The organism is Sphingobium sp. OAS761, from assembly GCF_024168485.1.
Taxonomy (GTDB): Bacteria; Pseudomonadota; Alphaproteobacteria; order Sphingomonadales; family Sphingomonadaceae; genus Sphingobium.
In genome coordinates this window covers 307,450-333,334 of record NZ_JALJVY010000002.1, presented here as the reverse complement: position 1 = coordinate 333,334, position 25,885 = coordinate 307,450, and the positions used below count along the sequence as shown (strand labels likewise).

At 60.6% G+C, this 25,885-nt stretch carries 28 protein-coding genes; 17 read left to right on the top strand and 11 right to left on the bottom strand.

All coding sequences use genetic code 11. The annotated features are described in order from the left end of the window. The first annotated feature begins 309 nt into the window (after positions 1 to 309). The gene (locus J3E64_RS04350) at positions 310 to 1,374 is read left to right on the top strand and encodes a DNA cytosine methyltransferase (RefSeq protein ID WP_253340158.1); all 1,065 of its coding nucleotides are present in this window, start codon (positions 310 to 312) and stop codon (positions 1,372 to 1,374) included. Here the strand turns inward: J3E64_RS04350 and J3E64_RS04345 are convergent. Continuing rightward, positions 1,371 to 2,285, bottom strand: coding sequence for an HNH endonuclease (locus J3E64_RS04345; protein ID WP_253340156.1), 915 nt, complete (start codon positions 2,283 to 2,285; stop codon positions 1,371 to 1,373). The two genes, J3E64_RS04350 and J3E64_RS04345, sit on opposite strands and share 4 nt — an antisense overlap. A 22-nt stretch (positions 2,286 to 2,307) precedes the next feature. Then, on the bottom strand, positions 2,308 to 2,754 hold the full coding sequence (locus J3E64_RS04340; protein WP_367398597.1) for a very short patch repair endonuclease: 447 nt from the start codon (positions 2,752 to 2,754) through the stop codon (positions 2,308 to 2,310). A 362-nt stretch (positions 2,755 to 3,116) separates the two neighbouring features. Between J3E64_RS04340 and J3E64_RS04335 the strand changes: the two genes are divergently transcribed. The 3 genes from J3E64_RS04335 to J3E64_RS04325 are packed head-to-tail and all read left to right on the top strand — an operon-like array spanning position 3,117 to position 5,090. Further along, on the top strand, positions 3,117 to 4,355 hold the full coding sequence (locus J3E64_RS04335; protein WP_367398596.1) for a tyrosine-type recombinase/integrase: 1,239 nt from the start codon (positions 3,117 to 3,119) through the stop codon (positions 4,353 to 4,355). Positions 4,356 to 4,396: 41 nt separating this feature from the next. Then, a complete protein-coding gene (locus J3E64_RS04330; RefSeq protein ID WP_301287089.1) occupies positions 4,397 to 4,756 on the top strand; it encodes a type II toxin-antitoxin system RelE/ParE family toxin in 360 nt (119 codons plus the stop codon). Next, the gene (locus J3E64_RS04325) at positions 4,749 to 5,090 is read left to right on the top strand and encodes an XRE family transcriptional regulator (RefSeq protein ID WP_253340139.1); all 342 of its coding nucleotides are present in this window, start codon (positions 4,749 to 4,751) and stop codon (positions 5,088 to 5,090) included. Before J3E64_RS04330 ends, J3E64_RS04325 begins: the two co-directional genes overlap by 8 nt. Before the next feature lie 101 nt (positions 5,091 to 5,191). Here J3E64_RS04325 and J3E64_RS04320 read toward each other — a convergent pair whose 3' ends face one another. From J3E64_RS04320 to J3E64_RS04305, 4 genes are all read right to left on the bottom strand, one after another. Beyond that, on the bottom strand, positions 5,192 to 6,106 hold the full coding sequence (locus J3E64_RS04320; RefSeq protein WP_253340137.1) for an ArdC family protein: 915 nt from the start codon (positions 6,104 to 6,106) through the stop codon (positions 5,192 to 5,194). Between the two features lie 242 nt (positions 6,107 to 6,348). Further along, positions 6,349 to 6,861, bottom strand: a complete 513-nt coding sequence (locus J3E64_RS04315) for a sigma-70 family RNA polymerase sigma factor (RefSeq protein ID WP_253340128.1) — start codon at positions 6,859 to 6,861, stop codon at positions 6,349 to 6,351. Continuing rightward, positions 6,858 to 7,406 carry a hypothetical protein gene (locus J3E64_RS04310; protein ID WP_253340126.1) on the bottom strand — a complete coding sequence of 183 codons (549 nt, stop codon included), beginning with the start codon at positions 7,404 to 7,406 and terminating at the stop codon, positions 6,858 to 6,860. The genes J3E64_RS04315 and J3E64_RS04310 overlap by 4 nt, the downstream gene beginning before the upstream one ends. 160 nt (positions 7,407 to 7,566) lie before the next feature. Beyond that, complete coding sequence (locus tag J3E64_RS04305; RefSeq protein WP_253340124.1) at positions 7,567 to 8,487, bottom strand: nucleotidyltransferase and HEPN domain-containing protein; 921 nt, start codon at positions 8,485 to 8,487, stop codon at positions 7,567 to 7,569. Between the two features lie 323 nt (positions 8,488 to 8,810). Here J3E64_RS04305 and J3E64_RS04300 point away from each other — a divergent pair, with 323 nt between their 5' ends. The 3 genes from J3E64_RS04300 (at position 8,811) to J3E64_RS04290 (ending at position 11,307) form a co-directional block, all read left to right on the top strand. Beyond that, positions 8,811 to 9,731: a LysR family transcriptional regulator gene (locus J3E64_RS04300; protein WP_253340122.1), complete on the top strand. Its 921-nt coding sequence runs from the start codon at positions 8,811 to 8,813 to the stop codon at positions 9,729 to 9,731. Positions 9,732 to 9,874: 143 nt separating this feature from the next. Continuing rightward, positions 9,875 to 10,945, top strand: coding sequence for an aromatic ring-hydroxylating dioxygenase subunit alpha (locus J3E64_RS04295; RefSeq protein WP_253340114.1), 1,071 nt, complete (start codon positions 9,875 to 9,877; stop codon positions 10,943 to 10,945). 29 nt (positions 10,946 to 10,974) lie between these two features. After that, a complete protein-coding gene (locus J3E64_RS04290) occupies positions 10,975 to 11,307 on the top strand; it encodes an EthD family reductase (RefSeq protein ID WP_253340112.1) in 333 nt (110 codons plus the stop codon). Positions 11,308 to 11,730: 423 nt separating this feature from the next. Here the strand turns inward: J3E64_RS04290 and J3E64_RS04285 are convergent, their stop codons facing one another. Then, positions 11,731 to 12,843 carry an S-(hydroxymethyl)glutathione dehydrogenase/class III alcohol dehydrogenase gene (locus J3E64_RS04285; RefSeq protein WP_253340110.1) on the bottom strand — a complete coding sequence of 371 codons (1,113 nt, stop codon included), beginning with the start codon at positions 12,841 to 12,843 and terminating at the stop codon, positions 11,731 to 11,733. 121 nt (positions 12,844 to 12,964) lie between these two features. Here J3E64_RS04285 and J3E64_RS04280 point away from each other — a divergent pair, with 121 nt between their 5' ends. Beyond that, positions 12,965 to 13,858 (top strand): LysR family transcriptional regulator, encoded by an 894-nt coding sequence (locus J3E64_RS04280; protein WP_253340108.1) that lies wholly within the window; start codon positions 12,965 to 12,967, stop codon positions 13,856 to 13,858. A gap of 36 nt (positions 13,859 to 13,894) precedes the next feature. Here the strand turns inward: J3E64_RS04280 and J3E64_RS04275 are convergent, their stop codons facing one another. The 3 genes from J3E64_RS04275 to ligK are packed head-to-tail and all read right to left on the bottom strand — an operon-like array spanning position 13,895 to position 16,604. Further along, on the bottom strand, positions 13,895 to 14,794 hold the full coding sequence (locus tag J3E64_RS04275) for an amidohydrolase (RefSeq protein ID WP_301287084.1): 900 nt from the start codon (positions 14,792 to 14,794) through the stop codon (positions 13,895 to 13,897). A 25-nt stretch (positions 14,795 to 14,819) separates the two neighbouring features. After that, positions 14,820 to 15,902 (bottom strand): 4-oxalomesaconate tautomerase, encoded by a 1,083-nt coding sequence (locus tag J3E64_RS04270; protein WP_253340291.1) that lies wholly within the window; start codon positions 15,900 to 15,902, stop codon positions 14,820 to 14,822. Between the two features lie 27 nt (positions 15,903 to 15,929). After that, entirely contained in the window at positions 15,930 to 16,604 is a 675-nt protein-coding gene (gene ligK, locus J3E64_RS04265) for a 4-carboxy-4-hydroxy-2-oxoadipate aldolase/oxaloacetate decarboxylase (RefSeq protein WP_253340104.1), read from the bottom strand. Between the two features lie 111 nt (positions 16,605 to 16,715). Between ligK and J3E64_RS04260 the strand changes: the two genes are divergently transcribed. The 9 genes from J3E64_RS04260 to pabB all read left to right on the top strand — a co-directional run bounded on the left by J3E64_RS04260 (position 16,716) and on the right by pabB (position 24,860). Next, positions 16,716 to 17,858 (top strand): LysR substrate-binding domain-containing protein, encoded by a 1,143-nt coding sequence (locus J3E64_RS04260; RefSeq protein WP_253340102.1) that lies wholly within the window; start codon positions 16,716 to 16,718, stop codon positions 17,856 to 17,858. 165 nt (positions 17,859 to 18,023) lie between these two features. Further along, positions 18,024 to 18,827 (top strand): NAD(P)-dependent oxidoreductase, encoded by an 804-nt coding sequence (locus tag J3E64_RS04255; RefSeq protein ID WP_253340100.1) that lies wholly within the window; start codon positions 18,024 to 18,026, stop codon positions 18,825 to 18,827. Further along, positions 18,824 to 19,840 (top strand): amidohydrolase family protein, encoded by a 1,017-nt coding sequence (locus tag J3E64_RS04250; protein WP_253340098.1) that lies wholly within the window; start codon positions 18,824 to 18,826, stop codon positions 19,838 to 19,840. Before J3E64_RS04255 ends, J3E64_RS04250 begins: the two co-directional genes overlap by 4 nt. A gap of 9 nt (positions 19,841 to 19,849) precedes the next feature. Beyond that, complete coding sequence (locus J3E64_RS04245; protein WP_253340096.1) at positions 19,850 to 20,899, top strand: aromatic ring-hydroxylating dioxygenase subunit alpha; 1,050 nt, start codon at positions 19,850 to 19,852, stop codon at positions 20,897 to 20,899. After that, entirely contained in the window at positions 20,896 to 21,183 is a 288-nt protein-coding gene (locus J3E64_RS04240) for a DUF2218 domain-containing protein (protein WP_253340094.1), read from the top strand. Before J3E64_RS04245 ends, J3E64_RS04240 begins: the two co-directional genes overlap by 4 nt. Then, the gene (gene ligA / locus J3E64_RS04235) at positions 21,180 to 21,590 is read left to right on the top strand and encodes a protocatechuate 4,5-dioxygenase subunit alpha (RefSeq protein WP_253340092.1); all 411 of its coding nucleotides are present in this window, start codon (positions 21,180 to 21,182) and stop codon (positions 21,588 to 21,590) included. Before J3E64_RS04240 ends, ligA begins: the two co-directional genes overlap by 4 nt. 1 nt (position 21,591) lies before the next feature. Further along, complete coding sequence (locus J3E64_RS04230) at positions 21,592 to 22,431, top strand: class III extradiol dioxygenase subunit beta (protein ID WP_253340090.1); 840 nt, start codon at positions 21,592 to 21,594, stop codon at positions 22,429 to 22,431. Between the two features lie 79 nt (positions 22,432 to 22,510). Next, on the top strand, positions 22,511 to 23,470 hold the full coding sequence (locus tag J3E64_RS04225) for a Gfo/Idh/MocA family oxidoreductase (RefSeq protein WP_253340088.1): 960 nt from the start codon (positions 22,511 to 22,513) through the stop codon (positions 23,468 to 23,470). A gap of 136 nt (positions 23,471 to 23,606) precedes the next feature. Then, a complete protein-coding gene (gene pabB / locus J3E64_RS04220; RefSeq protein WP_253340086.1) occupies positions 23,607 to 24,860 on the top strand; it encodes an aminodeoxychorismate synthase component I in 1,254 nt (417 codons plus the stop codon). Between the two features lie 37 nt (positions 24,861 to 24,897). Here pabB and J3E64_RS04215 read toward each other — a convergent pair whose 3' ends face one another. After that, a complete protein-coding gene (locus J3E64_RS04215; protein WP_253340084.1) occupies positions 24,898 to 25,857 on the bottom strand; it encodes a LysR family transcriptional regulator in 960 nt (319 codons plus the stop codon). Positions 25,858 to 25,885 lie beyond the last annotated feature (28 nt).

The following is a 25,885-nucleotide window of genomic DNA, read 5'->3' as shown; positions in this document are numbered from 1 at the left end:
CGCTCTGGACCCCGGCCTACGTCGTCAAAGTGACCGGCGTAGGTCGGGGCTTCGCCGTTGAACTATATACCTTCGCCGTATTGAGGTGACGGAATGTGGGCAATATCAACGATGAAATGACGCAAAATCAACGACGTATTTCACCACCAAGATTTCGGTGTAAGGTTGAGCAGGGGGTGGACAGGTTTCGAAAGCTGAAGTAGCACAAAGCAAGAACACTTGCATGCGCGGAGTTCGCACGATACGAACCAATACGAAACTGAAAAGCGGGAACTCGTCGATGTGGATAGAGGTGCGATGAGCTATCGAATGATTGATCTGTTCGCCGGAGCCGGTGGCATGACACTCGGCTTTACCGATCGGCGGTTTTGTGGCGGCTTTGAAAGCGTTTGGGCGCTGGATAATGATAAATCAGCAGTCGCAACACACCGTCGAAATTTCGGCGAACATGCCGTTTGCGGTGACATAGAAGAATGGGTTTCATCGGGTCGTCCTATTCCATCGGCAGACGTTGTGGTCGGTGGACCGCCCTGCCAAGGCTTTAGTCTTCTCAACAAACGTCGCGATGGCGACGCGCGTCGCGCCTTGTGGCAGCCATTTCTCGACATTGTTGAGCGTAGCGGTGCTTCTGTTTTCGTTATCGAAAATGTGGCGGAACTTCGATCTTCGCCGGAATATGATGCGATCCGCGAATATGCCACGTCCCTTGGCTTTGACGTTACGTGCGAAGTTTTGATGGCGGCTGACTACGGCGCACCGCAAACGCGCCGTAGAACCGTAATTGTTGGCTACAAGCGCGATCTGGCGTCGGCGGTTAGCTTCCCTCCGCTGCGGACCAATGCTGCTCCGGGGTCGCTTAACAATCTTCCGGTTTGGAAAACTGTTCGTGATGCGATCGGCGATCTTCCTCCGCCTGTGGGCACGGAGATTCGGATTAAGAAAGCGCCGCTCAATCTGCACTTCGGGCGAAATCCAACGGCAAAAAGCGCGCTGCGCTATCGCGCAGTTCCGCCCGGTGGCAATCGGTTCGACCTTCAACGCAATGCTCCAGAAATCACGCCTGACTGCTGGATTCGAAAGACCTCTGGCGGGACCGATCTGTTCGGCCGCCTTTGGTGGGACCGTCCGTCGGTTACAATTCGAACCGAATTTTTTAAGCCGGAAAAGGGGCGTTATCTGCACCCGGACCAACATCGGCCAATCACCCACCGCGAAGCCGCGCGGTTGATGGGCTTTCCTGATGACTTCACTTTTGAGGGTTCAAAGGTCGAGATTGCTCGGCAAATCGGGAATGCAGTTCCGCCGCACTTGGCAGGCGCGATTGGGAACGTCGTTCGGCAGATATTAGATGCACGGATGCGTGCTGCCGCTTAATCGACGTGGAGTTCGCCGGTTCGATGAACTTCATCGTGGTGAAGGTTGCAAAGCGTTACCAAGTTATCGACGGTGTTGTTGCCGCCTTGTGCATGATGTTCGATGTGATGCGCTTCGAGAAAGCGATGATCTTGTTCGGGGAAACCGTGCGGCCAGCCACACCCACGCCACCGGCAGGACCAATTATCTCTTCGCATCACTTCACGGCGCACGATTTCAGGAATTTGGCGATCATGTTGCGGCGCTTGTTCGTCCCTCTCTAAGACGTAAGTTCCTACCGGAAGCGTCGGATCGCCCGTGTTTCTCGTGATGACTGGCCAGCCGAACTCTGTTCGCAATTCACGAGTTCGCCGCGCCCATTCGGTTTTGTCACCCGCGACATATCGAAGTTCTTCCGACGTAATACGCTGGCCAACATTTTCTCGAAAATAGCGAATGATTTTGTCTCTAACTCCCGCATCACTACGGCGAATTTGATTTGCCCGATTCCAACGATATGCGGCGTCTCGATCCTGCCGATCTTCCAACAATAGATACTGCGATGGCCGCATCGCGGGGAACGGTTCTTCATTTTCACCTTGCATACGACCTTCGTCGTTCGTCTCACGCATTTCGTTCGCCGTTATCCCCGATAAGATCGGCCAACCTTCCTCTTTCCGCAGTTCGCGTATCCGGCGCGCGTATTCGCTAATACCGGCAACGATCATCAATTCGTCGCCGTCAATTACAATGCCGGGAAATCGCCGAAGATAAGACAGGATGCGTTCGCGCGCGGAAAGGCGCGCGCCTTCGGGTAGGAGCGAACTGCCTAAATCGCGAAGTAGGTGGTTGGCTGGAATGAGCGCGCGGACCTGCTCGCGCAGTTCAGATTCCAACAAATGCTGTTCAAAATTGGTGAGTAGTTCGATCAAGCTACGACGAAGGGAGTCGGGTTCAAGCTGCCTTGGTCGCCTCGCCATCTTTTGCGTTGTCCCTTTTTGTCGCTTCAACGACCTGCTGCATTATCGTGGTATCGTCTTTAAGCTGACATTCCCACAGTGTCACGACTTCCACGCCCGCTGCCTGAAGGAGTGTTGTCGCTTTGACGTCTCGCGCGCGGTTTGTCTCAATCTTGTTCGACCAAAATTCCGTGCGCGTTTCTGGCAATTTCGATCGCTTACATCCTTCGTGGCCGTGCCAAAAGCATCCATGGACGAAGATCGCAACCTTGTATTTCGGCAAATAAATGTCTGGCCGTCCGGGCAAATCGGTCCGTTGTAAACGGAAGCGATACCCTTCGCGATGCAACAGCTTGCGAACGCGAAGTTCAGGGCCAGTGTCCCGATTGCGAACCCGGCGCATATTGGCGCTACGCGCTTCAGGTGTGATTCGATCTGCCACAGAGGGAATATAAGGCGGGATCGCTAGGCGCGCGATCGGAACTGCAACGCCGCCTGTCCATGAGCTACCCGCGCCGCAATTCGCAGCGGGTAGGTGTGGCTAAGTCATTGAAATATTGGTCGGGACGAGAGGATTCGAACCTCCGACCCCCACACCCCCAGCCCGCCTTTTTGATGGTTCCTAATGCACCGAAATTAAACGATAAACCTTGAAAAATGGGGCCTTTTCTGCCAGTCTGTTGACATCTCTGGTGGTGCAGATTGTCCCGTTATGTTCCGCTCTGTTGCAGCAAGTTGCACCATCAGCGCACCACCAGAACGATGCGATTCGGGATTTAATTTTTGGCAGGCGAGGCCGGAATAATGCGAACTCCTTTGACACAATCCATGGTCGATAGATTTCCCATATCCGTTAAAGTCAAAGATTATAGGGATGCCCGGCTGAAAGGCTTGATCCTGCGCGTAACGCCCGCCGGCGTGAAGTCGTTCTATTGCGAATATGCGCGGGGCAAGCGGGTGTGGCTGGGCAGGGCCGATGCGGTGGGTTTGTCCGAGGCCCGCGAAAGCGCCCGCGTCATACTCTCTGAAGTCTATCGCGGGATTGATCCTATCGAAGCGCGCAAGCCCAAGCGGGAGGTGCCGACTTTCCGCTCCTTTCTCGATGGCGACTATGGGCTTTGGGCCAAGGCCAATCAAAAAGCGCATAAGCAAAACCTCAACCGGCTTGCGACCGCGTTCAAGGTCCTGCTGGACAAGCGCCTCGATGCAATCACGGCTCTGGATGTCGAACGCTGGCGTGCAGGCGAGGTCGAACGCGGGTTGAGCCTCGAAACCATCAACCGGGATATTTCCTCAATCAAGGCCGCGTTCAACCGCGCGGTGGAATGGGAATTGCTCGGGACCAATCCGCTCGCCAAGGTCAAGAAGTCGCGTACCGACGATTGCCCGAAGGTCCGCTATCTCTCCTACGACGAAGAGGCCCGCTTGCGTGCGGCGCTCGATGTTCGCGAGGAGCGCCGCCGCGCCGAGCGCGATTCGGCTAACCGTTGGCGGAGCGAGCGCGGGTATGAATTGCTGCCGAGCTTGCGGCAGTTGGCCTTTACCGACCATGTAAAGCCGCTGATCCTGCTTTCGATCAACACGGGCTGCCGTCGCGGTGAACTTTTCGATCTCACCTGGGCTAATGTCGATCTCGACCGGCGTATTCTGACCGTGACGGGTGCGACCGCGAAGTCGCGGCGAACGCGCCATATCCCGCTCAATCTGGAGGCCATGTTCGTTTTGCAGGGCTGGCGGGCGCAAGCGGAAAGCACCGACGGGCTGGTTTTTGTGAACGACGCGGGCCAGCGGTTTGATCGCGTCAATTTCTCGTGGCGGCATTTGCTCAAGGATGCGGGCATCACCGCGTTCCGCTGGCATGACATGCGCCACCATTTCGCCTCGCGGCTGGTAATGGGCGGGGTCGATCTCAACACCGTGCGCGAACTGCTTGGGCATAGCGATTATGCGATGACGCTGCGCTATGCCCATCTCGCGCCCGAACATAAGCTGAAAGCCGTAGAAGTGCTGGTCAGCACCTCGCCATTTGCAGCGGCGGCATGATGCTGCACGCGGATTGACCTTGTTGGCAGATTTGACTACATATGGCGAAATCACGTAACACGCTCGGCACTGTCTCTTGGATCAAGGCGGCGCGAAGAGATTTTGAGGCGTTCCCTGCGCGTGCCATGGATCGGGCATTGGATGCCCTGACGGTGGTCGCCGATGGCGGAACGCCGGACATTGCCAAGCCGCTTGCCGGTCTGGGTGCCGGTGTATGGGAATTGGCGATCAAAGAGCGCGGCGATGCCTTTCGGGTCGTCTATGCGCTGCAAATGGGCGATGACATTTGGGTGGTTCATGCCTTCCAGAAGAAATCGACCAAGGGAATTGCGACGCCGCGCCACGAGATGGATCTCGTGCGCGAGCGGATCAAGCGGCTGAAGGAGATGCTCGATGGCTGACCATGATGACGATTTCGAACTGGTTCGCGGTTCGGGCAATGTCTTTGCCGACTTCGATCAGCCCGATGCCAGCATTCGCCAGTTTCGGGCGATCCTTGCCGCTGAAATCGTCAAAACGCTCGATGCCGAGCGGCTGACGGTTCGGGATGCCGAAGCGCGCACCGGCATATCGGCCGCCGATTTTTCGCGCATCCGCCAGGTCAAACTGGAGCGATTCACCATCGACCGGCTGTTACGGCTTCTCGACCGGCTCAACCGGGACGTTCGGGTGAAGATTTCCGTCGCGCCGCGTGCGGGTGGAAAGCGGGCTTCGGTTTCGCCGCTCGCTGCCTGAAACGAAATGGCCGCGATCGAAGGGAGCGGCCCACGCGCGGGGCCGGTGGGTGGGAAAAACGAAGGGGCCGCCCTGCTTGGGGCGGCCTCATCACAATTAGTCTAAGCCGCTTCTTTGACCGCGTCGGGGGCCGCCACTTGGTGCAGATAGGCCACCGCGCGTTCGGCATGGGCGGCTGCTTGCACGATGGCGCGGGTGTCGTTTTGCAGCACCTTGATCCAGCTTGCGATATAACTGGCGTGATCGGGGCGTGGCTCGATGCAAAGTCCGAGATCAGCGGCAAGGAAGGCAGCCCCTAACTCCGCCACCAATTCCTCACGTGCGTAGCCTTCATCACCCCATTTCTCGCGCCCGAATGAGCGATCAAGGCGGCTCTCGTGCCGAGTCCAATGCAGGGTTTCATGGCCCCTGGTGGCGTAATATCCGTGGGCATCATGGAAGGCGGCGAAAGGTGGAAGCTGGATGCGGTCGGCTGACGGGATGTAATAGGCCTTGTCACCGCCGTGGTTCACTGTTGCGGGGATGCTGGCAAAGAATGCCTCGGCGGCTTCGATGCGCTCCACCTCCGGCGCAGGCTCCGGTATGATATGGAACCGTTCGGGCAAGCCGTCAATCTGCCCCACGTTGAATACGGTATAGGTCTTCAGAAAACGGAAACCCTGTTCTCGATCCTCGCCGCTGACATCGTCATGCACGGTCTTGGTGCTGTCGCCATAATAGACGACTGTCGCACCATGCTCCCCCTTGCGCACCTGCGCGCCCAAGGCTTGCGCCTGCTTGTAGGTCATCCATGATGGGCTGACGAAACCGGACGCCTGTGCCTCGATCCACAAGAGAAGCACGTTGATCCCGCGATAGGGCTGGCCGGTGGCGCGCAAGGGGCGAACCTGGCCGGACTTGGCCATGTCGCCGCCGCTCCACGGCTTCAGCCAGGGGCGGGTGCCTTGCTCAAGCTCGGCCAGGATGCGGTTGGTAATACGGCTGTGAGGGTCTTGCTTGCCGGTGTTCTTGATCATTGCTGTTACTCCCTTCCAATCCGCGCAGCGGGTCATGCCGCGCATGACCCCTGCCGACCCGGCGAGGGGCGGAGAGAGTGGGGGCAAGGTCCGGTGCCGGGGGTGGTGCGGGCGCAGCGCAGCGAGCCACGGCCCCAAAGCGGCACCTTGCAGGGAGAGAGAGGCAGAGCCTCTTTCTCCTTCAAGAACTGTGGCAATATCGCGCCGCTGGCGGCGCTCAATCGCGAGCCTAGGAAGCCATTCTACAATCGATGCACAGAAGCCGTCCTGCGGCACCGTGCCAGGGCACGCGTCATATGATATTCGACGCCAGCGTAGCCGATGCCGACCTGCTCGGAGATCTCCGCATAGGTCATGCATTTCAGGCGGTGCATGAGGAAGATGCGGCGGGTCTTGCGTGGCATGGCCAGCAGTGTCCGTCGATAGACCCTCCGGATGTCTCCCTCCTCGATTCTCCAGGTCTGCTCGGGAGGCGCCGGTGCATCCCGGCCTTCGTCGATGGGACAGGTGACGATGTGTGCCGACGCCCTGCGACGCGCACGGCTGATGAGAAGGTTGCGCGCGCATCGGGTGAGATAGGCTGGCGGATTGTCGATATGTTCGACAACGCCCGCAGCGAACAGCTTCACAAAAACCTCCTGCGCGAGGTCGGAGGCATCGTCTCCGCCCACCCGCTTTCGGAAGAAACGCAGAACCCGCGAATACTCTGCTCGGTAAAGTGCCTCGAAGGCTGCCGTAGAACGGGAGGGGGTCATTGCCTTGCCTCCCGACGTTCGCGTTCATTCAGTGGCGCGTCGCGCGAGGCGCGGTAGAGCGTGATGCCCGCCTCGATGCGATCGAGGACGAAGGTGTCGCGCTCGATCCCGGCGATGCGGATGTCGGCCTTGGAGTAGATGTCGAAATCGACCGCGCAACGGTTGCCCAGTTCGCTGTCGATGACCTCGTGCACCCGCCGCCAGCAGCGCTCGTCCTTGAAGGCGGGGTGGTTGACGACGATCCAGAATTCATAGTCCGAGAACTGGATTGTGTGCCGGTCCTCGTACCATGATCGGCGCGCATAGGGGCCGATCAGGATGATCCGCCTGATCTTCCCCGGTCGGGGTGCTTGGACCTTTTCGGGCTCGAAGCAGGCGCGAATGATCCGCGCGATGCGCTCGATCTCATTCTGTTTGCGCCGGACCAAATGATTGACGCGCGCCATCACCACTTCGCGCGCGTAAACGTCGGTAGAGGGTGTCATTTGCAGCTCGCACACCAGCGGTCCGCGCATTCGGGCGCGGATGGTGCAAGCGGTGTCCACTGTGAGCCGCCATCGCGGCTTGCAGCAACTGCCCGACCTTGGCGGCCGGACCTACATGATGCCTGGCAGGGTTATCCGCGAGATGGCCGCCAGTCTTTCCATCCCGTGCCGCCGAATATGCCAGACAGGAAGAGTCCGGGCAAGCTGTCTAGCGGGATCGCTATTTCTCGGCGGCGGCTTCCAGTTCGGCGATCCGTTCCAAGCAGACCTGATGGACTACGCGGCCCAGTTCCTCGACCCGTTCACCGAGCCATGCCAGTTCTTCGGCACTTATCCGGTAGTGCTTGGAATAACGGGCTTTGGTGTAGGCTTCCTTCAGCTTCTGGAATTTGGCGCGTTCGGCGTGTGTGGTTTCCGGCCAGATGCCGTAGAGGCGGCGGTCCAGCCCTTCTGCCAGCGAGCGGAGAAAGGCGATGTTGTGGTTGTGGGGCGCATAAAACGTCAACGTGAGCAGCAAGGCGGAGTATAGACGTTCAGTCGCTTGGTGCAGCATGAAGGCTGCATCCCGATGCTCATGCTGAGAAAGAAAAAACAAGAAGCCTTTTTGCGCACTGGCGGCTTGCGGCATCCAGTCCTCGAAATACTCCCGCGCGGCGTCCAGCGCTTGCTGCGGTGTTTTCGGTTTCGGCGTCGTTAGTTCGCGGTCGTCCGCCTCGTAGAGGGCGATCCCATCCTTTGCGACTTCCATGAAGAAGACGCGGCCATGCGCCAGGCCGTCATTCACCTCGTGCAACGAATGGACGATGAAATTGACCGGCGTGCGCAGCGTTTTCTCGATTGTGTAGGCGCGAATTAGCCGTTCCTCGGCCTTTGCCCAGTGCGCCGCCCGATCAGTCAGTGCCTTCTGGCTGACAATGATGAGGAGATCGTAGTCGGACTTGTACTGGTTCGCCGACAGCGGCGCATCGACCCAGTTGCCCCGCGCGTGGCTGCCAAACAGCACGATCTTGAGGATCCGCGCGCCCTTGCGAGGCCCGGTGGCATTCCCGATCGCGTCACGAAATTCCTCGAAAATGACCTGGACAATGCGCTCAAGCTCGCGCTGCTTGGCCGCAGGAAGATGGTCGATGTCGGTGCGCATTGCCAAGATTCTTTCGGCATTCGCGGTTGTTTGGCAAGCGCAATCGTTGCAAGGCTATGGCTTAATGATCAGGCCGTTCGAAACCCCTGTCCGCAGTCCATTCATCGGGACGGCGGAGTATGAACGCCTGGGGCTGGGACTTTGCCGCCGTTCGGCCCTGCGACTGGGAACGTCCGGTCACGCTGGTACCAGTCATTCGTGGATCCGCTTGACACTGTCCAGAAAACGGACTCCACCTCATAGGCCACGCGGAGCGATGCGCGGGCTTGCCCGTGGAGCGACATGATATTGGCTATGTCTGGACTGACTCGCTAGAAGCAATCATGCATCGGACCTCTCTTCGTCGCCTGGAAGTTTTCGTTGCGGCTGTGGAGGCAGGTAGCTTTCAGGCTGCAGCGGAGCGGCTTGGTATCTCGCAAGCATCGGTCAGCAAGCAGATTCGCGCCCTTGAGGAGCAGATGAGCAAGCAGCTGTTTACCCGCAGGCGCGGCTCCACGGGCAATCTGACCAGCGATGGCGGCATTACGTTCGAACTCGCCAAGGAATTGATCGAGAAGGCCGAGCGGCTCGCCGGCGGCGCGCTTGGCGATCGTCTGATCAAGGGGCGCCAACGGATCGTGCTGGCCAGCCACCCTTTCCTCGCATGGGCCATTGCCCGACCACTTGCCAGTTACGCCGCAGATCATCCCGACACGTATTTAAGCGTTCGGGCGATGAATTATGAGCAGCTTGTAACCGCTTACGCGCAGCAGCGCGTGGATGTAGGCATTTTTCTTGCGCCCTCGCATACGCCTGAGCTTCCGTCATCGCATCTCTGGACCGAGCCGGTAGGTCTATATGCTTCGGCGTCCCACCCGCTGTCGGCATTGGACAAAGTAGGGTCTTCCGACTTGTTGAAATTCGGGTTCATTCCCGCCCATTCCGACAGGCTTTTCCAAGATTTGGTGGATCGCTCGCTCGCGCAGATCGGCATCCAGGATTACCCGGTTGCCCTGGAGTCGGAACATCCCGCGCTTACCATCGAAGCCTTGCGCCGGGGGCTGGGTTACACCGGCAGCTTTCCGCGCGTCGTCGCTGGCGAAGGCATTCAAGAAAGCGACGTGAAGCGTTTGCCGGTTCAAATGAGCGGCTTTGAAGTTCGTCTGTGTGTTCAGGACACTTTACGTCACGATCCTAAGATCCAGCGGCTCATCGACTTCATCACGCATCAATGTGCTCCAGCGGACGATTTCAGGGCGATATGACCGGCCCATCGACGACAACCATTTAACCAAAAGGTTATAACCTCGAGGCCGGCTGGGGTCTTGCTTGCGCGACCAGATTCGCGGTTGATAGCGGCATGTCTCGCGTTCAAGCGAACTGGTCAAACAAGTGGAGAGGATTAGCGATGTTCTTGAAGAGCGCCTGGTATGTAGCCGGCTGGACATCGGAATTTGAAACGGGAAAGTTATACACCCGTCGGATCATCGACGAACCGCTTGTGATGATGCGGCGGGAGGATGGCACGCTCGTCGCGCTGGAGGATCGCTGCCCGCATCGTTGGGCGCCCTTGTCGCTCGGACGGATCGAAGACGACACGATCCGCTGCATGTACCATGGCGTACGCTTTGGAACGAACGGCCGCTGCGTGGAGGTGCCCGGTCAGGCAAGCGCGCCGGGGGCGCTCAAGGCGCGCACCTACCCGGTGGTTGAGCGTCACCAATGGGCCTGGATATGGATGGGCGAGCCTGAACAGGCGGATATGTCGCTCATTCCCGATGTAAGTCTGCTCGATCGCGAGGATGTCTATATGCATCGCGGCGAACTGAACTATGCCGCGAACTACAACCTCATCAACGACAATCTACTCGATCTGTCGCACGTCGCCTTCGTGCATGAGAAGACGATCGGGCGTAAGGTTGAAGGGGACGACGAGCCCAATGTGGTGACCGGCGCCGGCGCTCAGCCCTTGCCGCGCGGTGTGAGCAACAACAACTGGTCGATCGGGCGCACCGCAATGCAGGCGCCGGACGCGCCCATCACCGACCAGTGGATGTGGTTTTCGTATCTGGTGCCCGGCATCTTCATCAATCATTTCCGGACCTATCCGGCCGGCACCGCGGAGCGGCTGAACTTTACCGAGCCGTCCAAGGATCTGGAATGTATCAGCGACACGTTCAGTATCCAGGCGGTCACTCCCCTGACGGAGCGATCGACACGATACATCTATTCGGGTGCGCACCGGAAAACCGACATGAGTCCGGAAGCTGCCGCGGCCATATTCGGGATGGTCGACGAGGCCTTCCGGGAGGATACCGCCATGATCGAAGCGCAACAGCGCATGATCGACACCGGGCCGCCGGGCACGATGGGCTGGATCCAGGCGGATCGGGGCCTGTCGTTGTTCCGCAAGGTCTTGGATCAGCTGAGCGCGGAGGAACGAGGGGCCACTGCCGCCAGGCAGACCGAGTCCGCCTGACCCAAGCTCAGAGATAAGGCGATACCATCATGTTCAAGGTCACATTTCTGTATCCCCGTCCAGACGATCCTCAGGCGTTCAGGAAGCATTATATCGAACGGCATGTGCCGTTATGCCGGGCCATCCCCAACGGGGGTCGTGCTTCCTACGCGTTTGAGCCGCAGACACCCGCCGGACCGAGCGAGTGGTTCTGCATCTTCGAGGTCGAATGCGATTCTCGTGCGCAGTGGGAGGCTTCGATGAAGTCGCCAGAAGCGGTCGCAGCGCAGGCGGATGCGAGCAATCTACCGGTGCAGCCCGCCATCATGTTTTACGAAGCCGAGGTGCTACAGGACAGTCGCTATGGAACGAGCCAGGCTTAGGGCCTGTTAAATCGCTTGCGGTCTTGCGGGTGGATCAATTCAACGGTCGCGCAAGGCGAGGTTGTGCTCTGCCACGGCAAGTCGCGCGCCTCTTTATCATTGCGGGGGAATGAGATTGGCGGCGCCGAGAAGGGCTGCTGGTAGCCGGATGGCTAGCCGTTTGTCATCGTTTTGCGCCGGAAGCGCATCATGTGGCCGCTCTCCGGCGTTTCTTACAGCGCTTCGTCATGGTGCAGCGTGCAAGCCGCGTCGCTCCCGGAAAAGGGCAGGCACGTGCGCGCCCTGCGGCCGGGCCGGATCATCGTCGCCCGCAGGATCGTCCGTCACGCCCTTTCCGCGCGGCGAGGCGTCGGGCGCGACAAAAACGAGGCGAGGTCGGCGCACGCCTGCCGCCGAAAGCGTCGTTGGCGCTGATCTGCTCTGTCAGTAGAGAACGACCGAGCGGATGCTTTCGCCTGCGTGCATCAGGTCGAAGCCCTTGTTGATCTCCTCCAGGGTCAGGACATGGGTGATCATGGGGTCGATCTCTATCTTGCCGTTCATATACCAGTCGACGATCTTTGGGACGTCGGTCCGGCCCTTCGCGCCGCCGAAGGCCGTGCCCTTCCACACGCGGCCGGTCACGAGCTGAAACGGACGGGTGGCAATCTCCTTGCCGGCTTCGGCGACGCCGATGATGATGCTCTCGCCCCAGCCGCGATGGCAGCATTCGAGCGCGGTGCGCATGACTTCGGTATTGCCGGTGGCGTCGAAACTGTAATCCGCACCGCCGTCCGTCACTTCGACGATTTTGGCGACAGTCTCCTCGCGCGACAGATCCTTGCTGTTGATGAAGTGGGTCATGCCGAAACGGCGACCCCATTCCTCGCGTTCGGGGTTGATGTCGATACCAATGATCTTGTCCGCGCCCACCATCTTGGCGCCCTGGATCACGTTGAGGCCGATGCCGCCGAGGCCGAAGACGACGACATTCTCGCCCACCTGCACCTTGGCGGTATTGACCACCGCCCCGACACCGGTGGTGACGCCGCAGCCGACATAGCAGCTCGACTGGAAAGGCGCGTCCTCCCGGATCTTCGCCACCGCGATTTCGGGCAGTACGGTGAAGTTGGAGAAGGTCGAGCAGCCCATGTAATGATAGATGGGCTGGCCCCTGTAGGAGAAGCGGGTCGTGCCGTCGGGCATCAGCCCCTTGCCTTGCGTCGCGCGAATGGCGGTGCACAGGTTGGTCTTGCCCGACAGGCAGCTTTTGCACTGGCGGCATTCCGGCGTGTAGAGCGGGATGACATGGTCGCCTGGCTTCACCGACGTGACGCCCGCGCCGACCTCCCGCACGATGCCCGCGCCTTCATGGCCGAGGATCGAAGGGAAGATGCCCTCGCTGTCGAAACCTTCGAGCGTATAGGCGTCGGTATGGCAGATGCCCGTTGCCATGATCTCGATCAGTACCTCGCCGGACTTCGGCCCTTCCAGGTCGAGTTCGACGATTTCCAAAGGCTTCTTGGCTTCAAAAGCGACGGCAGCACGGGTTTTCATTTTGTCTCCAGCTCTTTGCGGGACCGGGCGTGAGGCCTCGACGGGCTGACTGGATACTCGTATAGCTTTCCGGGGATAATATAGTTTTTCTGAAAACCATTTTTTTCTATGTGGGATAATCATGTCGAAGTGGGACGGCATAGATGAGTTTCTGAGCGTCGCGGTCACCGGCTCTTTCACCAAGGGAGCGCGGGCGCTCGGCATGTCCACTACCCATGTCAGCCGCGCGATCATGGCGCTGGAGCGGCGGGTCGAAGCGCAGCTGTTTCATCGCACCACCCGCAACGTTCGGCTCACCGATACCGGACAGGCCTTTTTTGAGCGGTGCGAGAGGATCGCGCAGGAACGGGACGAAGCGATCGCGCTGATTTGCGAACGCGGCGAACCGCAGGGTGAATTGCGGGTGACCTGCTCGACGGCCATGGGCGAGCGGTTTGTCGCGCCGATCCTGCGCCGCTTCGCGGGACAGCATCCGCGCCTGTCGGTGTCGATCGACCTGTCTAACCGGGTCGTCGACCTGGCGAGCGAAGGCTATGATCTCGCGATCCGCACCGGGACGGTCGCCGACCCCCGTCTGATCGCGACCCGGGTTGCGTCGCGTACGCTCTACACCTGTGCCGCGCCCAGCTATCTGAGCAGCGCCGGCCGCCCCGATGGGGTCGAAGCTTTGGCTGACCATGATTGCATCGTCGGCACGGCGACGACCTGGCACTTCAGGCATGGCAACCGGGAGATCGTCCACCAGGCCAAGGGGCGGTTCCGCTGCAACAGCGGCCATGCGGTGATCGAGGCGTGCGTCGCGGGGTTCGGCGTCTGCCAACTGCCCGACTTCTACATATTGCCCTATCTCAAGCATGGCATGGTGGAGTTGCTGCTGGAGGATGCGCAGCCTGACGACGAGCCGATATGGGCCGTCTATCCCCAGCGCCGGCATCTGCTGCCCAAGGTGGCGCAAGCGGTCGAACTGTTGCAGCGCGAGCTGGGACGGGCGATGAACCGACCAAGCGCGTCGTAGCGCGTCGGTAAAACGGCGAGCACCAAGTACGCGAAGCTAATCAGTCCAGTAAAGCGTGGTGGGGTTCGTTATGAGAAGGCGATGCTGGAGGTCGGCGGTGGGCGCGATCTGCGGGATCATGTCGACGAGATGTCCGTCATCAGGAATTTCGGTCTCCATGTTTGGATGCGGCCAATCCGTTCCCCACAGACAGCGATCCGGATAATCGGCAACAAGCGGCGCGACCGAGCGTGCAAAATCGGACCAGGGAAATCCCTTGCCGCCTTCCTTTCTGGCATCCAGCCGGTCGGGACAGGTCGCCTTGAACCAGATGTCCGGCCGCGAGTCGAGCAGGCGCCGGAACGCCGTCATATCGGCCCCATCCGGGCCCTGGCGCACGTCGGGCCGGCCCATATGGTCGATGACCAGCGGCACCGGGACCGCGTCGATGAATGGCCGGAGTTCACCGAGTATATCCGCCTCGAAATAGATCACCACGTGCCATCCGGGCGGCAGACGGCGAGCTACCTCAAGGAACTTGTCCTTGGGCGCATCATCGACGAGGCGCTTGAGGAAATTGAAGCGGACACCGCGGATGCCGCCTTCATGCAGCCGGGACAGTTCGTCTTCCGATATGGCCGGATCGACGACGGCAACGCCGCGAGCGAGGGGAATGCCATCCGGGTCTCGCGATCGCGCGATGGCGTCGAGCATGGCTGAATTGTCGGTGCCATGGCAACTCGCCTGGACGATCACATTGCGCGAGAATCCGAGACGATCGCGCAAGGCGAACAGCATTTCCGGTCCGGCATCCTCCGGAAGATATTTTGCCTTGGCGCTGAACGGGAACTGCGCCATCGGTCCGAACACGTGGCAATGGGCATCCACCGCGCCCGGCGGAGGAGCGAAAGCGGGCCTTGAGGGGCTTGGGTGCCATGAGACGATGCGTCGGGTCATGTGGGTCATCCGATCAGACAGTGGTTCAACGATGGTCGGACTGATGATCGGGCCGGCCAAACACCCGGCCATCCATCAACTTACGGGCGGTGCGGAGCAGCGCGGCGCTCACGACATCTCCTATGTCGTTGGTTTCCAGCACGCAGCTCATTTCGCCGGTGGGATGCTCGACCGAAATTGTCTTGCGGGAACCTTTGGGCACCACCGCCACGTCTGCTGCGGGTGAACCGGGAACCAGGCAAGCCGTGGCCACGGAAACGGCGCCAAGAACCCCGATGGTCGCGTGCGCTCTGTGTGGAATGAAGCTGCGCACGCAGACTGCGCCGCCATCTTTCGGCGGCGCGACCAGCATCATCTTGGGCACGGACTTTTCGCGCACGTCGCCGAGGTTCATCCGCTCGCCCACTGCAAGGCGGATCGCCTCTATCCTTGCCTTGAGTGCACTGTCCGCGTCGAGCGTTTCACGGTCCTCATAGCCGGTGATCCCGAGATCCGCCGCCTTCATCACCACGCAGGGCATGCCATTGTCGATCAAGGTTACCGGAACGCCGTTCACCACCTCGACCGGGCGATCGCTCGGCAACAAGGCGCCGCAGGATGATCCGGCGGTATCGCGAAACTCGATAGGGATCGGTGCGTGCGTGCCAGGAACGCCATCGATCGCCGCGTTCCCGTCATATGTGACCACCGCTCCGGGGGTCTGGACCGTCGCCACTGCAACTTGCCCGGTGTTCTCCATGAAGATGACGACGCGGGTTTCGTCATCTTGTGCCGAGACAAGCCCGCGCTCGATAGCGAACGGGCCCACGCCGGCCAGGATGTTGCCGCAATTCTGAGCGTCGGTAACGATCGCCTGATCGACGAAAACCTGAAGGAACAGGTAATCGACATCGATCCCCGGACGCGTCGACCGGCTGACGACGGCGACCTTGCTGGTCAGCGGATCGGCGCCGCCCATGCCATCGATCTGGCGAGGGTCGGGGCTGCCCATGACAGCCAGCAGAAACGCGTCGCGCGCCGCTTTGTCCTGAGGCAGATCGGCCTTGAGGAAATAACCGCCCTTGGATGTGCCGCCGCGCATCCACATGCAGGGGACGCCGTCTGCCATCATGAAAGCTCGCGAGCGTAGGGGACATCACACATACTTCAAACCCTGGTCGGCAAGCCTCTCGCGCATCTTGTAGATGTCCAGCCCGAGCACGCCGGAGGTGAGCTTGGTTCGCTTCTCTACTTCCTTGGCCTCCCGCTTCCGCGCTGCCTCAAGGACGGCTTCGGTCTTTTCCCGAGGAACGACGCAGACGCCGTCATCGTCGGCGACGAGCACGTCTCCGGGATTGACCAGCGCGTTGGCGCAAACGACCGGCACGTTCACCGAACCCAGCGTGTTCTTGACCGTGCCCTGCGCGAAGATGGCTTTCGACCAGACCGGGAATTTCATCTCGGTCAGATCCCGAATGTCGCGAACCCCGGCGTCGATGATGAGGCCGCGGCAGCCGCGGGATTGCGCACTGGTGGCGAGCAAGTCGCCGAAATAGCCGTCTTCGCAAGGGCTGGTGGGGGCGAGAAGGAGGATGTCGCCCGCCTGAAGCTGTTCGATCGCGACATGGACCATCCAGTTGTCGCCGGGCGGGGCGCTGATCGTAACGGCGCTGCCGGCGATGCGAGCACCCGTATAGATCGGCCGAATATAGCTCGCGAGCAGGCCCGTGCGGCCTTGCGCCTCGTGAACCGTGGCGACCCCGCAGGCGGCGAGGCCATCTATCACTTCGGGATCGGCTCGCGCTATGTTCTGAACGACGATACCGCTCATGGACCTGCCTCCAAATGAAAGTCTTGGAACAGCCGCCTGTGTGAAGGCATGCGTTCGAAGGGGGAATACCGAACCTTGGCCAGGCGATTAGTTTTCGCTAAACGTGGCGGCATGCGGCTCTGGGATTTGAATCTGCGACATCTTCGGGGGGTCGTCAAAATCGCCGAACTCGGCAGAATGAGCGCGGCCGCACAGGCCGTCAACCTGACCCAGCCCGCGATGACGCAGGCTCTCGCGAGGATCGAGGGGGTGCTGGGCACGCCGTTGTTTGACCGGTGCCAAGATGGCATGGTGCTGACCGATGCAGGCTTGCTGTTAGTGCCGCGCATCCGTGCCGCGCTGGAATATATCGCCAACCCGCACGTTACGATGTCACGAATGCGCGCCGTGCTCGCGCTGGCCGATAGCGGAAGCTACACTGGGGCGGAGGTTCTCACCGGACTGTCCGTGCCATCCCTCCATCGCGCGGTCAGCGACTTGTCGCTGTCGTTGCGACGCAAGCTTGTCGACCGGCGCGGCAGGATCGTCGTCATGACCGAAGCAGGAGCGGCGCTGGCGCGATCGTTTCGCCTCGCACGCGTTGAAATCGAGGCGGGTCTGGCCGAACTCGACGCCTTAAAGGGATATGAGACGCGGCGGATCGTGGTTGCCGCGATGCCCCTTTCACGCGCCAAAATTGTCCCGGCCGCCGTCGCCCGATTTTTGCGGCGTCATCCGCAAGTGCAGATTTCGATTGTCGAAGGCTCGCGCGCGGAACTGGTCGAGCCGCTGCGTAATGGGGCGGTCGACCTGATGGTCGGCGCGCTGCGCGAGCCGTTGATAGAGCCCGACCTCGTACAGGAGCCGTTATTTCACGACCGGCCGGCGGTCATCGCACGTAAGGGGCATCCGCTTGAGGGGGGGGCGCCAACGCTGGAACGGCTTGCAGAGCACCCCTGGGTCATAGCGGCGCCGGGCGCGCCCCTGCGCGAAAGCTGGCGACGGATGTTCGAGGATGCCGGAGTGGCCGTGCCGCCGGTGCCGATCGAATCCGGTTCGGTGATGGCGATCCGGCAATTGCTGATCGAAAGCGATCTGCTGACCATGCTCTCGCCAGATCAGGTGGCTGTCGAGCTGGAGGCTGGATGGCTGGTCACGCTCGGGAACGCGCCCACTGCGCAGGAGCGAACGGTCGGCGTGACCAGCCGCGCATCTTGGCGACCGACCACGATACAGGCAGAATTTCTCGCGGATCTTAGAGCTGTGTCTGGTTGAGAAATCCGCGAGGATTGAGTGTCCTGGCGCGCTCTTGGCGCAACAGCCGATCATCATACTAAAATGCGGCCGGGATGCTTAACGCAATATCAGGTTTAGCCTGAGCTTATCACCGGGCGCGCTTTTCGATTTGTGGTTCAAGCGCTGGAGAGCCACCCTCCAGCCATGCAGCGCACCCACGCCTTGATTGGATATGGAGAGGCCGGATCGACCTTCGCTACGGCGGGCCGATGGCTGGATGGGGTGGCAGTTTGGGACCATATCCCTGAACGGCGGGAGGCCGCAGCGTCGTCAGGTCTCCATACTTCGGCCGCACCGGCAGAAGTTCTCGCTAGCGCGCCGCTGGTGCTCTCTCTGGTCACCGCCGACCAGTCGCTGCACGCTGCGGAGACCTATGCGCCGCTGTTGGCGCCGGGTGCCCTGTGGTGTGACATGAACTCGGTAGCGCCCGAAACCAAGCGGGCAGCCGCCAGTGCAATCGAAGCGGCAGGGGGGCGCTACATCGACGTAGCGGTTCTGGCCCCGGTCGAGCCGGCACGTTTGGGCGTACCGCTGCTGATTTCCGGCGACGCTGCGGAGGAGGCTCTCCGGATGTTGCGCGGCATCGGTTTCGAAAATCTGCGCGTGGTGGGGGCGGAAGTGGGGCGCGCCAGCGCCATAAAGATGATCCGGTCGGTGATGGTCAAAGGGGTCGAGGCGCTGACCGACGAAATGATGGCCGCTGCGGAGCGCGCCGGGGTCACCGAGGAGGTCCTGGCCTCGCTCGACGCCAGCGAGAAACCCAGACCGTGGGCCGAGCGGGCCGCGTACAATCTGGAGCGCATGGCAACGCACGGTCTGCGGCGCGCCGCGGAAATGGAAGAAGCGGCGAAGACGCTGACGGCGCTGGGCGTTGCGCCGCTGATGACGAACGGCACCGTGCTGCGCCAGCGCGCCGCAGCGTGCAAAGGACAAGAGCAAGAGCCATGATCATCGACTGTCACGGTCACTACACGGTCCTGCCAGCGGCGCACGACGCCTGGCGCGAGCAGCAGAAGGCAGGCTTCAAGGCAGGCGAGGCGGCGCCTGCCTACCCGACGATTTCGGATGCCGAAATCCGCGAGACGATAGAGGCCAACCAGTTGCGCCTGATCAAGGAGCGTGGCGCCGACCTGACGATCTTCTCGCCCCGTGCCAGCGCGATGGCGCCGCACGTCGGCGACCAGACCGTCGCGGTCAAGTGGGCGCAAGTGTGCAACGACCTGATCGCGCGGGTGGTCGGCCTGTTTCCCGAGACATTCGTGGGGGTTTGCATGCTGCCGCAATCGCCCGAAGCAAGCATGGCGAGCTCCATCGCCGAATTGCGGCGCTGCGTCGACATGGGCTTTATCGGGTGCAATCTCAATCCGGATCCGGGCGGCGGCTATTTCAGACACCCGCCGCTGACCGATGCTTACTGGTTTCCGTTTTACGAGGCGATGTGCGAGCTAGACGTTCCGGCGATGATCCATGTGTCGGGCTCCTGCAATCCGGCGATGCACGCGACCGGCGGCTATTACATCGCCGCCGACACCATCGCGTTCATGCAATTGCTGGAAGGGGATCTGTTCAGCCGCTTTCCAACCCTGCGCTTCATCATCCCGCATGGAGGCGGCGCGGTGCCTTACCATTGGGGACGGTATCGGGGCCTGGCCGACATGCTGAAGAAGCCGGACCTGCAGACCCACCTGATGAACAACGTGTTTTTCGATACGTGCGTCTACCACCAGCCGGGCGTCGATCTGCTGGCGGATGTGATCGACGCCAAGAACATCCTGTTCGGCAGCGAGATGATCGGCGCGGTGCGCGGAATCGATCCGACAACGGGGCACTATTTCGACGATACCAAGCGCTATGTCGATGCGCTGGATATTTCCGAGGCCGAGCGGCACGCGATCTTCGAGGGGAACGCGCGCAGGGTTTTCCCGCGGCTCGATCGGCAGCTCAAAGCGCGAGGGCTTTAGAAAATGGCGGTGGAACCAACCTGGATCTCAAATGCCTGGTATGTTGCCGGATGGGACGCGGAGATCGACACCGCGCCGCTCGCGCGGACGATCTGCGGCGTGCCAATGGTCTTTTACCGCCGGCTCGATCGATCGGTGGTGGCAATGCGCGACGCCTGCCCCCATCGGCTGTTGCCGCTGTCGATGGGGCTGCGCGAAGGCGATTCAATCCGTTGCAAATATCACGGGCTCAAGATTGGGCCCGACGGTGTGGCCGAGGAGATGCCGCTCAAATCCGAGGCGGTCAACCGCAGGATTTGCGTGGAAACATATGTCGTGGCGGAAAAGCACCGCTTCGTGTGGGTTTGGATCGGCGACAGGGCGCAGGCGGACCCCGCACTTATTCCTGACCTTTGGCCTTGTTCCGCCGAAGGCTGGGTGTTCGACGGGGGTTATTACCATGTCGCTTGCGATTATCGCCTGATGGTCGACAACCTCATGGATCTGACCCACGAAACCCACGTCCACGCAGGATCGATAGGTCAGCCCGAAATAATGGAGGCACCGATCGCGACCCGCGTCGATGGAGACGAGGTCGTGGTCGAACGATGGATGCCGGGAATCGAGGCGCCGCCTTTCTGGAAGGAAGCGCTCAAGCGTGAAGGGCCGGTCGATCGCTGGCAGATATGCCGCTTCCTCCTTCCGAGCGCGGTCATGATCGACGTGGGTGTGGCGCCATCGGGAGCCGGGGCAACCCTCGCGGACCATGACCATGGCGTGCGCGGCATGGTGGTCGACTTCATGACGCCGGAAAGCGCTGATACGCACCATTATTTCTGGGGCATGGCCCGGAATTTCGATATTGGCGACGCGGGCTTCACCGCCCGCTTCAAGGCCCAGCAGGGCGGCGTCTTCGCGCAGGATAAGGTGGTCCTGGAAGCACAGCAGCGGGCGATCAAAGCCAACCCCGAACTCAAACTCTCGGCTTATCGTATCGACGAAGGTGGAACCCGGTCCCGCCAGATGATCACCCGAGCGATCAAGCGCACAACCACCGGCTTCGAGCGGGAACTGGCATGATCACGCATGGGCGCGCCCACACGGCATCGGCTGATCGGTATATCCGGCAGCTCGTGAAGCACTGGGGGCACAAATTCGCGACGAGCTATGCGGATGGTCGCGGCACGGTGCCGTTCAGCGCGGAGACCCAAGCGACTTTCGATGCCAAGGATGGCGGGATCGCGATTACCCTGGTGACCGCCGACACGGCGAGCGCGGAACAGATGAAGGAGGTGATCGCCAGTCATCTCAATCGTTTCGCCTTCCGGGAAGGCGAGCTGGCGTTCGAATGGAGCGGGGCATGAGCGAGAAGGCCGACATCCACGACTATCTGGCCGAGTTCGACGATATACCCGGAACGCGGGTCTACACTGCGAAGCGGGCCAGGCAGGGCTATCATCTCAACCAGTTTGCCATGAGCCTGATGAAGGCGGAAAACCGCGAGGTGTGGAAAGCCGATGAGGCGGCCTATCTCGACCAGTGGCCGATGAGCGACGAGCAGAAGCAGGCTGTGCTGGCCCGCGACTACAACCGGCTTCTCGATCTTGGCGGCAACATCTACTTCCTCGCGAAGGTATTTTCGACCGATGGCCTCAGCTTCGTCCAGGCGGTGAGCACGATGACCGGCATGAGCGTCGAAGATTATCAGGCGATGATGAATACAGGGGGGCGCTCGCCCGATGGTGCCCGCTCGATCAAGGATTCGCGCTGACATGGCCCGCATCAGCGCCGGAATCGCCACCAGCCATGTTCCCCTCCTTGGCGTCGCCGTGGATCAGGACAAGACGCGGAATCCTTACTTCGATCCCATTTTTGCCGGCTATGAATGGACGAAACGCTGGGAAGCGGAACGGAAGCCGGATGTCATCCTGCTGGTCTACAATGATCACGCCTCCGCATTCGACGCCAATATCATCCCGACCTTCGCGATTGGCACCGGCGAGCATTTCAAACCTGCGGATGAGGGCTGGGGCCCTCGCGCCGTGCCGGACGTGTTCGGGCATCCGGACCTCGCCTGGCACATCGCGCAAAGCCTGATTCTCGAAGAGTTCGACATGACCATCATCAACCAGATGGATGTCGATCACGGGCTGACCGTTCCGCTGTCCATGATGTTCGGGACGCCCGCCGCTTGGCCGGCGAAGGTCATTCCGCTCGCCGTAAACGTCGTCACCTATCCCGTTCCTTCGGGCAACCGCTGCTGGATGCTGGGTGAGGCGATCCGGCGGGCAGTCGAAAGTTTCCCGGAGGAACTCGATGTCCAGATCTGGGGCACTGGCGGCATGAGCCACCAGCTTCAGGGGCAGCGTGCCGGCCTGATCAACGCCGCGTGGGACAACAAGTTCATGGACAGCCTCATCGGCGAGAGCGAGGCCGCTCGCCACATCCCACACATCGAATATCTGCGCGAGACGGGATCCGAGGGGATCGAGATGGTGATGTGGCTGATCATGCGGGGCGCGCTGGGCCCCCGGACCCGGCTGCTCCATCGTCATTATCATGTTCCGTGCAGCAACACCGCTATCGGGCATCTTGTGCTCGAACCATGCTGAGAGACTAAGCCCGGCGAGCCGGAGGATTTGCGTCTGGCCCGCTTTTGCAAACACTCTTGAAGATAAGGATTGAACGGACATGCGTATCGCTCTGGTCGGCGCCGGTGCATTCGGCGAGAAACACCTCGACGCGCTGAAAGCCATAGAGGGCGCGGAAGTCGCGGTGGTCGTCAGCGCTTCGCACGAGGAAGCCCAAAGGCTGGCCGCGAAACACGGTATCGCCGATGTAAGCGACAGCTACGACGAGGTGCTGAAACGCGATGACATCGATGCCGTGATCCTCACGACACCTACGCCGCTGCATGGGCGGCAGGCGATCCAGGCAATGGATGCCGGCAAGCATGTAGAGGTGGAAATTCCTGTAGCGGACTCTTGGGACGAAGCGCAGGCGGTCCTGGCCAAGCAGCAGGAAACCGGGCTCGTCTGCATGGTCGGCCACACGCGCCGCTTCAATCCCAGCCACCAGTGGGTGAAAAAGAAGATCGACGCCGGCGAGTTCACGATCCAGGCGATGGACATCGAGACATTCTTCTTCCGTCGCAAGAACATCAACGCCAAGGGCGAGCCGCGCAGCTGGACCGACCATCTACTGTGGCACCATTCGGCGCATTCAATCGACATCTTCCAGTATATGACCGGCGCCAAAGTGGTAAAGGCCAATATCCTGCAAGGTCCTCGCCATCCGGAACTCGGGATTGCAATGGACCAATCGATCCAGCTGAAAACCGACAGGCGCCAGATCCTGACCCTGGCGCTGTCGTTCAACAATGACGGTCCGCTGGGCACCTTCTTCCGCTATATCGGCGACACCGGAACCTACATCGCGCGCTACGACGATCTCGTGAATGGCAAGGAAGAGCCGATCGACGTGTCGCAGGTCGATGTCAGCATGAACGGCATCGAATTACAGGATCGCGAGTTCATCGCCGCAATCCGCGAAGGTCGCGAGCCGATCGGCTCCGTCGCCAGCGTGATCGAATGTTATCGCGTGATCGGCGAACTCGCCGCCAGCTTGGATGAGCAAGATGGCTGGTCCTGAGCCGTGAGCATTACGGCGACCTGCCACCAACAATGATTATCCAGTTGAGGAGCAGTGGCTACCCGCAAGGCTGATTAGGAGCATGAGGCGAGGATCGGCGTATGCGTGATGAATATACCGGGCGGCGGCAGGGCGCATGACCTCGCCCAAGGCGCCCTCAGGCTGGGCGCAGACCGGGCTGGCGCGAATTGCGCGGGGGGATCGCGCACGTAAAGCTCATGTCATGCGCGACACGAAAGCGCCTTTCGTTCTTCTAGACGATGCGCGCAGCGATGCCCGCGGCGATGCACACGCCTTTCTGTTCACCGAACCACAGGGGATCATTCAGGCTGAGCGGATGGATGATGTCGCGCCCTGTTTGGATCGGATGCGTTTCGCGCTCTCGCGAGGCCGATATCTCGCTGGTTATCTTGCCTATGAGGCAGGAATGGCGTTCGAACCGAAAATGTCTCAGTTGGCTGTGCAATCGGACACCCCCTTATTGTGGTTCGGAGAGTTCGATACGCCAAGGGTGTACGAGCCGCACACTTTTCGGCGGCGCCCCCGCTATGAACCGCCATTGTTTCGTCCCCTCACCGACGCTGCGCGCTACAACCAAGAGCTGAAAAGGATTGCGACCTATATCTCTGCAGGCGACATTTATCAGGCCAATTTCACCTTCGATGCGGTCGTGGATGTTCCACCCGACGCCCTGGCGGAACTATATTGGCAACTTCGACCCAGGCAGCGGGCAGGCTGGGGCGCACTGGTTGAAACCGCGTCTCAGACGATCGTAAGCTTGTCGCCCGAGAACTTCTTCACCTTGGATCAAGGCAGGGTTTGCGTCAGGCCGATGAAAGGCACGGCTGCACGGCAACGTGAGGTTGTAGCCGACATGGCGGCTGCCCGGCTTCTCGCCGCAAACCCGAAAGATCGGGCAGAGAACCTGATGATCGTGGATTTGTTGCGAAACGACCTGTCGCGGGTGTCAACGCCGGGAAGTGTGAAGGTGACATCGCTGTTTGACGTCGAAACTTATCCGACGGTTCACCAGATGACTTCCACCATCACTTCACGTCTTGCAGGCGATTGCGACGCGGTCAGGTTGTTGACGTCGATGTTTCCCTGCGGATCGGTGACAGGTGCCCCAAAAATCCGCGCCATGGAGATCATCGCCGAGACCGAGCGCAGGTCGCGCGGAATTTATACAGGTTCGATTGGATATCTGGCGCCGGACGGCTCGTCCGCCTTCAACGTCGCTATACGGACCATCGATTCCAGCTTTGGCCGACCACCCCACATGGGAATTGGTTCGGCCATCGTCGTAGATTCAGTCGCCGAGGATGAGTTGGCCGAATGCCTGGCGAAAGCGCGTTTCCTCACGGATGCGAGGAGCGGCACAGGCGCTTGACACAGCACGACCCTTCGCTCGTTCCGCCGTCATACAGTCACGCCCGCGTGAAGGTCTGCTCGGCCAACCGGAGAGCATCACGCACGTCTTGAAACCGGAGCGCCGTTCGCCGGGTCATTCGACGAATTTCCAATGGCAATATCGGCGTCTCGCAGCGTACGATCGACAGGCCCGTCGCTTGCTTTTCCTCCCCTTGGATGCTCTCGAACATGCAGGTGAAGCCCAGGTTGCGATGCAGACTGCTCAGGATCAGCCCGAACTCCGATGTTTCGACGACATGATTTGAATGGACGACGCCGTGCCGACGGAGCGCTTCGTCGACCATGTGCCGCAGCGGCTTTTCGGGTGCCAAGCCGATGATTGGCGTCGCGTTCAACTGCGCTGCGGTTACGTTGATCTCAGCAGCCAGAGGATGACCCTCACCGACATAGATCGCCAATTGCTCATGACCGACGGTCTGGCCAAGGCCATATGCGCCTTCGACCGCGTAAAAATAGGCCGCGTCCAATTGGCCCGCGATGACGCGGCGGTGCAGATCCTCCGGTGCGCCATCGTCACTGATAAAACTCAGCTGGCGCTCATGCACCGCATCGAATGCAGCCACCGCGCTCGCCAGATTGCGCATCATGAAGCCGTGCATTGCGATGCGGATAGGCTCCTGCCGTGCGCTGTCGCCCACCACGAAGCTGATAAAGTCCTGAACGTCGGCCAAAAGCTCGTGAACTGAGTCGAACGCCCGCGCGCCCGCCGCCGTGGGCGTAACCGCGCCGCCGGGGGACCGGACGAACAGCTCGACGCCCAACTGCGTTTCAAGCGCCCGCATATGCTCGCTTACCGATACCGGCGAAATATTCAGCTTCTGCCCGCATCGCCGGAAGCTACCATGCTCGATCACGGCGGCGAGAATCTCGAGCTGACGTACGGTGATCATCTTTTCTTGACGCCTGGTATTCGGAATTTCCGTACACCCAATAGCCCGCAGCCGTATTCCCGACAAGGGCTGTACCAGCCTATGCCTGTTTTGC